The following is a 14,094-nucleotide window of genomic DNA, read 5'->3' as shown; positions in this document are numbered from 1 at the left end:
GTTGTCTTCGCGCCCTTCCCGTACGCGCTGCGCCGGATCCGCTGCTACGTCGATGCGGTAGGTGCCGGCGGCGGCCAACGCGCCGATCGGCACGGTCACCGACACCGCCGAGTGCCCCGGCAGCGATGCGAGCACCGGAACATCCAGTGCCATGCGTGCTCCGTCTGGCGCAACCAGTGTGGCCACCAGCTCGGGCTGCTCGACCGCCGCCGGGCCGTTGTTGTGCAGCGTGACCAGCAAGGCGAAGTCATCCACGGTCGCACCGCTCGGAGGTACGACGAAGAGGTCCGCCGCCGTCACCGCCAGATCGGGCAGCTCGCCGGTTGGCACATCGACCTCGATCGGCGCTGAGCCAAAGCCGTGGTTGCCGGCAGCATCGCTCGCCCGCGCACTGAACAAGTTCGTTCCCCCACTCAGCGGTACCTGGGACGCGCAGAACCAGCCAGGCAGATAGGCCAGATACAGCTCGTAACTGCTGCCGGCGGCAATGCGCCCCGAAGCGGACCAGCTCAATGTCGTCCAACCCATGTAGCCGACCCGCAGCGGTAGCGAAGCGGCGCTGGCCGGATCGACGACATCAAGGCCGTGCGCGTCGAGCACGGCGATGCCTTCGCCGGCGGGCGACCACGCCAAGGCGAACACGGAGTCACGACCGTCCTGCAACGTGGTGTCCGTACTGCCCGCAATATCGAATACGCGCAACTCGTCACTGCCGGTGCCGCTTGCAAGCGCATGGGCGACGCGCTGGCCGTCCGGACTCCATGTCGCGGCGGCAGCAGGCGTGACTGGCAGCACCGCCTGGACCTGCGCGGTTAGCGTGTCGACCAGGTGAATCGCTGCGCTTTCGATGACGAGCAGGTGGGTGCCATCCGGCGACCAACGCAATGGTTGCTGCTGGCTCAACGTGACCGAAGCGATATCGCCGATGCGCCGCGGCGCACCGCCTACCGCGTCGAACAACCACACGCCATCCGTCGGCGTGCTGCCCACAACGACCGTACCGGCAGCCGCATAGGCCGAGCCGCGCGTGTTCGGCGCAAACGCGGTGATGGCGGCGATCGGCGGAATGAACGGCTCGGGAGCGCGACCCAGCTCCCACCGATAGAGCGTGTCGGAGCCTTCCAGGCTGTAGTAAAGCACCTCGCCATGCGCCGCCCAGGTTGCCAGGCGCGTCGCCGGCGGCGAAACGAACGCCGCGACCGCGTCGTCGATGTCGGTCACCACGATGACCCCGTCGTAGTTGACCGTTGCGATACGCGTACCCGACGGCGCGACCAGCGGCGGCGTGCCGTAGTTGGTGATTTGCGCGGTCCTTGCTTCGTACCCGGTGCGCGCGGGGAAGGTTCCCACCGCGGTACCGCTGCGATCGAGATCGACGATCGTGCCGGCCTCAGCCAAGCCGCAGACATCGGTCGCTGCGGAAGACATTGCGATCGGCTCGCCGGCGACCGTCGGATAGGTCAGCACGGGTTGACCCGGCGCAACGTGATCGCGCGGTGTGCCGCTGGCCGGCGCACTCTGGCCGCTGGCGTCGCCGGCAGCATCGAACGCTTCAACGGTGTAGAAATAGGTGTTGCCATTCGCCAACGGAAGATCGCGATAGGTCGTGACGAGCAGATCATCGGCGACGACCGCGAACGGCCCGATCGCAGAGGTCGCACGACGCAACGCATAGCGCACGGACGCAGCGCCGCTGCCGGGCTGCCAGGAGATGTCGAGTTCGGCGCCTTGCGCGGGCGCGGTGACGACCAGGCCGACCGGCACGCCCGGACCATCGCCCGTTACAGTCAGCGTGACGGTGTTCGACGGCGGACCCTCGTTGTCGAATGCGTCGTATGCACGCACGACATACGCGTATGTGCCGAGCATCAAACCCGCATCAACGTAGTTCAGGGGTGCACCCGCAGCGATTGTTGCGGTGGGTTGACCGTCGCGCTGGAGTTCGTAACGGGCGACATCGCTGGCGGCGCTCGCGCTCCAGCTGAGCGTCGCCGAATTGCCGATCAGCTCACCGCTGAGGACGACCGCATCCGGGCCCTGCGTGTCGCCGATGCCGGCATTGACCGGATCGGAAGGCGCACTCTCGAATGCGTACGCATTTACTGCCGTGACCTGATAGTGCCAACTGCCATCCAGCACGGTCTCGGCCAGGCTGGTCGCGCTCTGCAGCGGGCGCTCGTTCAGGCGCACGTCGGTCAGCTGATACGTGCGATAGCTGCCGGTGTCCGTGCCTTCCGAGCGCAAGATCAGCCGCACACGCGTCGTACGATACGCTTGGCTGAACGTGATCGTCGAAGTCAATTGCGCGGTGCCACGCACCTGCGCAACCCGCACCCATGCATGGCCCGACCAAGCCTCGATGTCGAAGCGGCCATCGGCCAGGCCGAGCGACGACCATGCGAGGTTCGCGCCGACGACGATGCGCGGCTCGACCCAGGCGAGTTCAAGCGCAGGGTCGGTGTCCGAATCCGCCGAGCGGTCGTACACGCCGGCCTCCCAGTAACTCTGAGGATCTGCATCGACCGCCGCCGCGGCATTGCTGCCACTGGCGCTGCTCGCGACCGTCAACTCGCCGAGCAGATGATCGGCGGAAAGAGGCTGGCCGTTGCGGAACACTCGATAGCCAAGCAGATCCGGTTCACTGTTCGGATCCCAGCCGAGCGTTACCAGGTGATCGTCGATGCTCGCGGCGAGACCCGTCGGCGTTGCAGGCAATGCGCCGCGATCGACCCACCACTCGGCCGGACGACTGATGTCGCCGGCGGCGTCGGTGACGCGCAGGGTGAAATGGTTGCTGCGCATGGCGAGCGCCTGCGCGGACAGTGCGATCGCCCCGTCGGCCGACGTCGTTCCCGCAGAAGCATCCGCTGCACCGGACTCCGTCTCGACATGCAAGGCGATGCTGCCGGCACGCGCGCTGTGTCCGAACAAATCGACGCTCGCTTGCGCCGACGGTGTGAACGGCTGCTGCATCGAGACACTGAACACGGTGGCGTCGGCGACGTTGGACGGCGACGCATGTCCGGCGCCGTCGATGGCCGACACGGTGTAGGTGTAATGGCCATCACCGGCGGGTACGTCATCGCTGGTCACCGCCGTTGCCGGCAGGGTTGCCAGTGACGATCCGTTGCGGGCAAGCAGGTATCCGGTGACATCCACTGCACTGCTCGCGTTCCACGTCAGATGCACCGTGTCGCCATCGGCATGCGCGTGCAGATTGGTCGGCGCATCCGGCGCCGTGAGATCCACGCGCACGACACGCACACTGGGCGGCGCCGGGTCGTAGCGACCGCCCGCATCGCGCGCGAGCGCCCGGATCTCGTAGGTTCCGTACGCGATGTCGGAGGCCGGGGTCCATGTGACGCGGTAAGGCGCACTTGTCAGGGCTGGACCGAAATCGGTCCAAGACGACACGCCTTGTGCCCGATAGGCAAACTGGACTTGCGCGATATCGGAATCGCGGCTTGTCGCAAGTACAGTGATACTGCTCTCGAAGCGCGCGTCCTCGGCCGGCGACTCGATCGTCATCGACGGCGGCGTGTTGTCGAGCGGATCGAGCGACGCCGGATCGGAAGCGAGGCTGACATTGCCAGCCTGATCGATCGCATACACCACGTAGGTGTGCTGGCCATCGGGCACGTGCGCATCGAGGTACTGCACGTCGGTCAGCGCGAACGGGCGCAGGTCGGCAGGCAGGTTCGGTCCGGTTGCATTCACCAAGCCGTTGTCGCGATACAGCAGGTAGCCGAGCAGGTCCGCCTCACTGTTTGCATTCCAGTGTACCTGCGCGTCCGCGCCCACGAGAATCGCGACCAGACCTTCGGGCTTTGCCGGTGGCGCATTGTCGATGACGACATCGACGTCAGTCTGCGCGACGTTGCCGTGGGTGTCTTCCGCTTCCAGATGCAGGCGCACACTCGCGTCCTGCTCAAGCGTGCTCGTGTCCCACGCTGCCAGCGTATGTCCCTGCAGCGCGAGCGTGCCGTTGGCGAGCACCTGTGCATCGTGCGGCGGAACGATCGCCTGTGCCGCCAGCGTGTAGCGTTTGAAATCGTCGCTGCTGTAGGCGGTACCCACGATGTCGTAGGTGCCATGCACACGCTCGCCCGCACGCGGCCGGAGAATCTGCACCGTCGGCGGCGTGTGGTCGATCAGCAAGGTCACCGTATTGCTCGGCGCACTCTCGTTGCCGGCCTGATCGACCGCACGGACGCGGTACGGCCAGTTGCCTTCCGGCGCGTCCTGATCGACGTAGTGGGTCGTCGCAACCGCTGTCGGCGTGATGCGCTCGTCGCCGCGATAGACCACATAACCGGCAAGATCGCCGGCAACGACCGCGCTCCAGTCGAGCAGCGCATCGCGATGATTGCCCACCTGTCCACTGAGCCCGATCGGCGCCGGCGGCGGCTGCGAATCGATGCGCACCCGTACCTGGCTGCTGCTGCTGAGACCGACCCGATCGGTAACCGTCAGACGCAGCAGATAGTCGTTCTCGGTCAAGCCGAGGTTGATCGCCGCCAGTCGCCCTGCATCGACCGGCTCGGTGCCAGCATAGATGTCAGACCACTGCCCGCTGCCCACCTGCGCAGCAACGATCACGCTGAGTCGATAGCCGGCAAAATGCGCGTCCGTGGCGGTGCCGTCGACGTTGCTGGCGCCGCGAATGTAGCTCCCATCCGCCGGCGCGCTGATCAGCGCGGTCGGCACGGTGCCGTCGATGTCGATCACATGCACGACCTCGGTCGCACTGCCGGCCTGGTCGGTTGCACGCAGACGCAAGCGATAGCGACCATCCGGCAGGTTTGGCGTCCACGCCAGCAGTTCACCGGAGGGCATACTCGCACTGCCCGCCTTCAAGTCGGTCCAGATGTCTTCGTTTTCGGACGCGACCGCCAGCGTCCACGTCGCCAGATGCGGGTCATCGACGCTGCCGACGACCGATGTCGCCGAGGCGGATGCGATCAATGCCCCATCTGCTGGCGTCTCCAGCGCGACGACCGGTGCCGTCGCGTCGATCTCGAATTCACTGTCGCGAACCGTCTTGTTGCCGGCGCCATCGCGCGCTTCGACATGCAGGGCGTAACGACCTTCCGCAACGCCAGCCAGCGTGGCGAGCACGACGTCGCCGGCTTGCGTGCCGCTCTGCGTCGCAATCTGCACACCGTCGGAGACACGCGTCAGACGTGCTTCGTAACCCGCAAAGTGAAGGTCGTCGAAGTGCAGCTCCACCGACGACGTAGACGATGCGAACGCGCCGGCGGGTCGTCGGACCTCGGCCAGCGGCGGTGTCGAGTCGACGATGACACCGAGGTCAACGGTTTCAGCCGGGGCCGTTCCGTCCTGCGCCTGGATGCGCACCTTGTACGGCCCATCGGACACGATCTGTCCCTGACTGCCAGCGCCATTCCATGCGTAGCCAGCTGCTCCGGCTGGTTGCGGACCTACATACAGAGTTGACAGCAGGCCACCGCCCGCATCGAGCACGCGCAGATCGACGGTCGCACCATGCAGCAGGTTCAACTGCACGCGCGCCGCGTCGAGTACGCCATCCGCATTGGGCGAGAACAGCATCGGCTGTACGTCGGCGCCACCGATCAACACGGAGGGCTCGGCGAGGAGCAAGGGCAGATGGGCTTCGGAGCGGTTGCCCATCGCGTCCGTTGCCGTCAGTCGAATATCGACCGCTCCGGACAGCGAACCTCGCGACCAGTTCCTGAGCACCTCCGGCACGGGCACCGGTGAAGTACCCGTCGCGATGTTCTGCCAATTGTCCGGGGATGCAGCGGTCGCGAAATCGAGCTGCCAGCCGGTCAGGATCACGTTGTCCTGCACGCTGCCGGCGATTGGCACCGCCGCCGTGACAACCGTGCTTCCGGCGGCAGGCGACGTCAGCTGCACCACTGGCGGCGTGGAATCGACCAAGGCGCCGTACACGATGCGGCGCGTGTGGGTGCAGTCGTCACCGCCGTCGATCGCGATGCCGTACAAACCATCGGCGGCGGACTGGCTGTTCAAGTTGCCGTCCCACGCAATGTTGATGTCGCCGCTGGCAGCGTTCCGGGGCACCAATGTCGCGAGACTCTCGCTGTCGAGCTGGAGTTCGCGATCCTCCCCGACGATGTGTGCCCGGTGCAGCGTCGCCTCCACGCTCACCGGCTCGTCCGCGCGCAGGAAGAACAACCCCTGTGCATGCGTGGAGTCCCCATGAGTCGAGATGCCGACAATCGGTGCGTCCGCCCGCAATATCGGCACCACGGTCCGTGGTGGCTGGCGTTCGGCAAGTTCGACGAGGGAATCGAGCACGAACGTCCGCTGCTCGCAGACCGTGCCTCCGGACCAGCCGAGGCCCTTCATCTGCAGCGTCGCGACCCCGTTCAACGATTCGAAGTGACCCGCGAGCCTGCTCGTCAGGCCATCCAGGCCTTGCAGACTGAAGCCTGCAATCTCGCTGTATGAAGGGCACGGGATGACCTGCGGCAGCGTATAGCGCTCTCCCACTGCCAGCTCACAGGCGAAGCGCGTGGGCGCGGGACCAGCGCCAATACCCAGTCGATAACTGGCTTGTGTCGCGCTGTGAAGATCAATGCTGGCCGGAAACTGTTGCTCGTCACCCGTCGGCAAGGCACAAACGCGTTCGCCCGTGCGCGGCAATTCGATGGCGATCGTCGGCGCCTGCCGCGTTACCGGCAGGGGGGCCGGAAACGATTGATGACGCCCATCGGGGTATTCGACGTCCAACGCGGCGGCATATTGGCCTTCCGGCCATCCTTCGGTCGAAACCTCGTACCTTTGGCTCACTTCGTCCGGATTGTCGCCCTCGGCGAGTACGACCGGTGATCCGGAGATTCCGTCTGTGTAGCTGAGGCGGTAGTGCCTTGGAACCGGATACTTCGGTGCCGCAGGCCCCGGCACGACAATATCGAAGCCGAGCGCAATGCGTCCGGTCGGCTGGCCATCACACTGATCCCGAATGACTGGTGCAACGTAAGCTCCGATATAGCGGAAATCGGGGTAGGTGGGAGGCTGTGGACAGGACATCGCCACGTCTTTGGATCGATACGTCCTGCCCGCAGCATCCGTTGCAGTGACCCATGCATTGGGTTGCCCACCAATCCAGGGCGCGCGAAAGAACATCTGATCGTCGGCAAACCGGTCGGCCTCGACCGTGTGCACTCCGTCGTCCTGCATATAGTGCAATGTCGCATGCGCCACTCCGTCCAGGTATTCGAGCGCGTTCACGCTTGCGTATCCATGATCGACGGATGTACACACCGGTTGATCAATGCCGCCGATACGAAGGTAGCCCTGATTTGAATAGAACCTGCGACCGTCGGAATGCTCTCCGCGCAACCGCACCAGCGCGAGCCCACCCGCCGGCAGATCGTGCACATCGAGTGGAATGCGCAGATCACCGGGCACGCGGTGCAAGCAGGGTCCGAGCGGCGCACATGGCACATCCTCGAGCACATGCATCGCGCGTTCGGTCCATTGCTGCGGCGACTGGGGATCGGCGATCTCGACCGCGACGCGAACGAGTCCGGTCACGACATTCGCGGCCGCCAGGTAGTCACCGTCGGCATCGCGGTCGACCGGGATCGCTTGCCAGTCGTGCGTGTCCGGCGCTCCGTCGAATGGCGGCGCCTGGTAGGGAAAGGAAGGCCGGCTGTCCGCCCCGGAATCCGGGCCACGGTCTTCACTCACCCTTTCCAGGGCAAGAACGTCCTCGGCGTTGCCAATGGCGAGTCCGCGCGTATTGCCGGCAGCATCCGTCGCAACCAGACGGAACTGCCGCGTGGCGTAGCTTGAAGCCGGAAGCGGGAGTTGGAGCCAGTAACGAGGATCCGCCGGATCCCCTGACCGACCCATGGAGGTATCTTCGCGACTGTACGCCTCGGACCAATCGCCACTGCCGATGGGCGACGATTGCAAGGACAAATGGACGACGTTCGGGTCCCGGCTCGCAAAGCGCACCTGCGGGCGGACCTCAACTCGAGGTGGGCAATGATCGCCATGATCATTCGGATCGCAGGGCAGCTGACGGACATACGCCGGCGGCACGTCTCCGCCAAGCTCCGGTGCCACGCTGTCGATCGTCACCCATGCCGCGAAGCCATCAATGCTGAGGCGATAGCGGGCATCGGGCACGCGCTGTCCGTTGTCGTTGCGTCCGTCCCAGCTGAATTCCTGTGCCCCAATGTCCGCGGCGCCGTACGTCAGGTCGACCGACCGGACCTGCGCTCCGCTGGCGTCGGTAATGCGGATGGCAAGGGTTGCCGGCAGGCGCACGCGGTACTTCGCGACTACGACGTCCTTGATGCCGTCGCCGTTGGGGGAAAAATAGCGTGGCGCGAGCGAAAAATTGTCGATCACCGAACTGTCGAACGATGATGCGGTAGCCTGTACCGACGTGCGGTTGCCGGCCTTGTCGACAACGGTGAGGCGAATGACAAAGGTACCGGGCTGTGGCGGCACCCACGTCATGAACTCGTCCATCACGACTTCGTCTGGTGTCGATGGCAACAACGCCTGCCAGGCGCTCGGACCCTGATTTTCGATCGGCGCCCAGTCGATGTGGTAGCTGGCGAAGTTGCGGTCCGCGGCGATTCCGCTGAGCTCGATGCCACGCCCAAGCGTGCGTGCATGGAGCACCGCATGCAGGTTCTGCAGCGTCGTGAACATCTTCCCGTTGCTGAGCAGGGTGCGGGCATCGTCGGGCCAGATCTGCTGGATCTGCGCTCCCTGCTGCGGCCACGATTCCGGTAGCACCCCTCTATCGATCGACTGAATACGTCCGTCTGTACGGATGGTTGCACCATCACGCAGGATCAGTTGCGGCCAACTCGCCGCTGGCGATCCGAGGCATGGTTCAAGCAGCGGATAGACCATCTGGTCCGCTTCCGATTGCAGAGGCAGCAATGTCCCTTGCTGGATCACTTCCGCCCCGCCATCGTCCGCATCGAAGCTGAAGTAGGTGCGAATGCCGGGATCGAGAACCAGATTCCAGCCCTCGTTGAACACGTCATGCGCAACGTCCTCACCCAAACCGAGCAGCAGTTGGTTGCGTGCGGGATCGAAGATCCTGCGCTCGACTCCTGCATCGCCGAACGGGCCCGTGCAAGGCTCGCCAGCGAGTCCCGCGAAGGTCGTGGCAAAGATGCTGGCGGGATCGGTCGGGATCGGTGGCTGGCGGTCTTGCAGCCAATATGCGCCGATGCGATGCATCGACGGCAACTCGCGTTGCGACAAACGCTGCCCGCTCTCGGAATGAATCGTCAGCAGTTGCGAAGCCGCATCCATGACCAGCAGTTGGTTTCGGCTGGACAACCAGCCCATGCCAAGGTGCCCGACACTGAGTACGTTCCCGGACAACTCGCCATGGGCGATGCTGGATGGCAAGCTCGCGAGCATCGAGCGCGTTCCGCGGGCGAGATCGACCAGTTCGATGGTTTCGCGCTCTGAGTTGCGCCTGTAGACCGCGACAGCGGCCCCCGATGGGGATACTTGCGCATCGTAGATTTCACCCGCCTCCACCGACTCAGGCTGCAGCCGAATCAGCGGCTTCGCAGGATCACGCGGCAGGAACGCAACCGGGGAATCGGATGTCGCATGCAATATGCCGAGCGGAACGATCGTGTTCACGCCACCGCTTCTGAATTCCTGCTCCAATGGGCGCAGCGGCGAGACGACGTGGCTTGTCACGTCGATTGCATCCAGCATTCCATCGCGATCGGGACCGGCGAGGACCGTGGTTGCATCCGCGAAACCCAGCACCGGCAAGTCTTCGACACCGTCAAATTCTGCAAGAATGATCGGCGCGTCGATCTGATCCACGGCCGTTTTCGCGATCCATATTCCCGGCTCCCAGCCCCTTGTTCCGCGCAGAGCCGCGACGAGATTACTGCCGTCGTGGCTGAATGCAATTGCCTGCGCCTGCAGAACACCGGCGTTGTTCGCGGTACCGTAGGCATCCAGCCAGAAAATGGAAATCAGCGGAATCAGGCGTGGGTAAACGGTATCGGTCCGGTACACGCCACTCGGTCCGCCATTCAGGCCCCATCGACCAAAGATCTGATCGCGCAACGCGCCAGACGCGGGCGGAATGCGCGGATCCACCAGACCGGTCGGCAACTCGCCGTAAACGCCGTGTGGCGTACCCACGGCCTCAAGCAGCGACGAGTGATTGTTGTCGACCGTCACGTGCACATCGCTCAAATGCCCGTCGCCGCCTGCAGCGACGATGCGATAGTCTCCGTCGGGCACGATCCGTCCGCGATCGTCACGACCATCCCACAGCACCTGTCCACGCAGATCGCCGTTCAACGCAATGTCGGAGAAGTGACGCACCGTGTAGAGTGCGCCATTGATGACATCCACCTCGACAGGGTCTGCTTGCTGCATGCGAAACACGATCGCCGCAGCGTCCTGTACGCCGTCTCCGTTTGGTGAGATGTAGCGTTCGCTGGTGAAGAAGTCGCTGTCCTGCACGTCGTACGGCAGGCTGGCGACATTGTTGTCTGCGCTGCCTTCGCGCACGATGTCTTCGGGATCGACGATCGCGCTGACGCTGCGCGAGTTCGCGTTGAGTCCGAGCGTCCAGTTCCACACCAGGGTCGTCGACGCGCCGGCTGGCAGCGTGCCGGCGTCAATATCAGCCCCTGCGGGCACGCCGCTCGCGACATCACCTTCGAGGAGGCGCACCTTCACGCCTTGCGCATCCTGGCCGCCGAGGTTGCGTACGGTCACCCTTGCCTGCACCGACTGGCCCGGCGCCGGCAATGGCGGCGACAGCACCACGTCGGCGACGCTGATGGCGAGATCGGGCAGCGCTAGTACACGCAGGGGCTGCACCACCGTATTGTTGCCCTCGTCGCCCTCGGCGATCTGGTCGTCGGCGTCGATCTGAGCGAACAAGCGCTGGTCGCCGCGCAACGGCATATCCGGCACGCTGATCGACACGCTGGTCTGGCTCGATCCGGCCAGCGATGCAACCGTGCTGCTGCCGATCGCCACCGCGCCGGTGTGCGGATCGGCGGCGTACAGCGCAACGCGGAACGCGCCGGTTGCGACCGAACTCAGGTTGCGCACCCCGAGGGTCGCCGTGAAAGGCTGTCCTTCGAGCGCGGGCGTCGGCAAAAAGACCAGACTCTCGCTGATGAAGGTCAGATCGGCCTGTGTTGGTGCGTCTACTGTGAAGTCGAGTACGCCGACGTTGTTGCCTTCGTCCGTCTCGGCCACCTGGTTCGCAGGATCGAGCACGACGCGCAACTGCACCGGACCCGGCTGCAACGGACGCCAGGTGAAACGACGCCGGCTGTTCTGGCCAGCGGTTACCTGTATCGCCCCATCGAAGATCGGCGTGGCCACACCGTCCTGCACGACTTCAGCGTGCAGCGTGACCGGCGGTGAATCGACCGTGCCGCGGTTCCGCACCGTGCCTTCGAAATCAAGGCTGCGACCGACCAGTGCCGGCGTCGTGAGCAACGCGAGATCGGCATTCGTGGTTTCCAGGTCGAGCGACTCGCCGAATCGCAAGGTCAACTCCGCGTCGTTGTTTGCCTCACTGCCTTCCGCGATCGCTCCGTCGGGATCGGCGCGCACCAGCAGATTCAGCGTCGCCGCCTGCGTCGCGGTGAACGCGAGCTCGATGGGTACGCTGCCGCGCGCCGGTACATCCACGCTCGCTTCTGCCAGTGCGTGACTGAGGTCCGGTTGCGCATACAACCGCAGCACGGCGCCACTGGCACCCTGTGCGCCAATGTTGCGCAGCGTGCCAGTTACGTGGATCGCACTTGGCAACGTCGATACCGACGCCGGAACGAGGCTGAAGTCGGCTGCGGTAAGCGCGAGATCCGGCTGCGTCGACGGCGGCAGCACGGTCGCGCTCAGCTGGCCGCGATTGTCGATCTCGCTCGCTTCCACCACCGCGCCAGCTGCGTCCAGCACGAGCCACAGCTCATGCGTACCGGCCAGGCCCGTCGTGTCCCAGTACTGTTTGACGTTCGCACTGGAACCCGCCGCGAGATCGGGCACGACGACGTCGCCGCCGATCCGCACGCCGCCCAGATCGGGATCGCCGTCGTACCAGCGCAAGGCCGTCGCAGCGATCGGTACATTGCCACTGTTGGCGACGACGGCGGAGAGGGTCGCGCGCTCGCCGTCCTGCAGGGGCACCGGCGCGATTGTCGGCGCTGTCGCCAGCGTGAGGTTTGGGCGCTGGTCGTGCGCGTAGGCGAGCATGGCGGTTGCGGTAAGGTAGGTGCTGCCACCCCAGTCGCCGCTCACCTGTTGCTGCTGTCGCACGAAGTTGCGCACGCCGATCGTGAGTTCCGACGCCAACGTGAGTCGACCGAACAACGCGTAGGTATCCACCGTCGATGCGAGCGCGCTCTGCAGCGGCGTACCGACACCACCGTCAGCGGCTTGGCGCGTCTGCATCCACCCGCTTACCTGCGCCAGACGTTGCGTACTGTCGCTGTCCGACTGTCTGGCAAGCAAGCTGGCGACGCGCAAGGTCGGCAACAGATGGCCGCGCCCGCCGGGCGCGACGCCGAAACTGCCATCCACATTCTGCTGTGAGCCGAGCGCCTGCAACGCGGCGTTGAGGCCCGGCGCGTCGCGACCATGATCGGTCAGCGCCGCAGCGACCAGCGCGGTGTCGACACTGCTCGCATTCCAGCCGGATTCAAGTGCGAAGCCACCGTGGCTGTCCTGCGCGGCGGCGAGTGCCGTGGCATCGCTGTCGCCCTGCGCCCCGATCAGCCTCCAACTGCGCTGGTCGATATTTGCGACCGGGTGATCGGCCAGCCACGCGCGCGCCAAGGCGAGGCCTGGGTAGGCAGGGTCGAGCTCCTCCAGCGCACGCACCACCGCGACCGTATCGCGCAATGCAGTCGCAGGGCGGTCCTGCCAATGGCCATCGGCAGCCTGTTGCGATTCCAGCCAGACGATCGCGGCGGGCACCCCGCCGGGAGCGGCGGTGCTGCCGCTGCCATGCAGGATCGTTGGCGGCGCCGCTGCTGCGCCGCGCGCCTGCGTGTAAATGTGGATCGCCGCGCGGCCGTCGGTCATCTCCGTCAGCTGTTGCTGGAAGCGCACCCTGAAGCGCTCAAGCTGCAGCAGGCGTTCCGTCGCTACGTTCTCGCCCGGACGCTTGAGCAGGATCAGCGCGGCGTTGAAATCTCTCTGCGCATTCGCCGCCGAGGGCACGCGTGCTCCCGATGCCGCAATGATCTGATCGATGGTGATCGTCTCGGCTACGCCATGGATGCTCGCGCCGAGTTCCGGAAGGTCGGTCGCCGCACCCGCGTTGGCATTGCGGATCAGGGTGAAAGGCGGCACTTCCTCGCGCGATGCGAAACCGGCCAGGTACAGATCGAGCGGGCTGTAACGATGGCGGATGTCGACGCTGCGGAACGAGCCATCGGCCTGCGCTTGCCAGTCGCTGCCGTACATGACGGAGGCATCGGTATCGACAAAGTAGCTCCAGTGTGATGCTTGCTGACCAATCAGGTCGGCACTGTCCTGACCGGAGGCATCGATGAAATGGACGGCGACGCCCCAGCGATGCATGAGTTCGTGAGCGAGGGTATCGACTGACTTGTGATAATCGGGAGCTATGGAGTTGAAGCTGTAACGGCTCATCGCCGCCATGTCGATGTAGCCCTGCAACCGGCTTGGGCTGCCGAAATCGGCGCCAAGGTCGAGCATCGGCTGGCCAAGACCTGCCGTGTCATTGCGCACGAGATTGTGAAACGCAAGTGCGGCGCCGGTATCGAATTCAAAGGTCGTGAACACGACGAGGAAGTCGTAACGATCTTCGTGCGTCTGGTAGAAGCGTGTCGCCGCCTGCCTGCGCGGCTCGTTGAAGCCCTTGCGGTAGTCGCCACTGACTTCCATCACGCTGACGTTGCCGATGTCCTCGGCCGCGCCGATCAGAGGCGTACCGGCAGCCGCCTTGCCGGAACGCGGCTCGACCGTCTGCACGCAATCCTGCAACTCGCGCGGCGCTTCATCCGCTCGCGCGTGCACCAATGCGAGCCCGGCACAGACAGCCCATATGAAACGCGACAACGTCGCCGAAAGGTACGTGCGCAT

At 65.1% G+C, this 14,094-nt stretch carries 1 protein-coding gene (running past one end of the window); it reads right to left on the bottom strand.

Annotated features, from left to right (window positions below):
• Positions 1 to 14,094, bottom strand: the 5' portion of a protein-coding gene (locus ACILRJ_RS15635; protein ID WP_395684130.1) for a CARDB domain-containing protein. 3,654 nt of this gene lie to the left of the window's left edge; only the first 14,094 of its 17,748 coding nucleotides appear in the window; the start codon lies at positions 14,092 to 14,094; the stop codon falls past the left edge of the window.

This window comes from Dokdonella sp., from assembly GCF_044227025.1.
GTDB lineage: Bacteria > Pseudomonadota > Gammaproteobacteria > Xanthomonadales > Rhodanobacteraceae > Dokdonella_A.
This window is presented reverse-complemented; position numbering and strand designations above follow the sequence as displayed.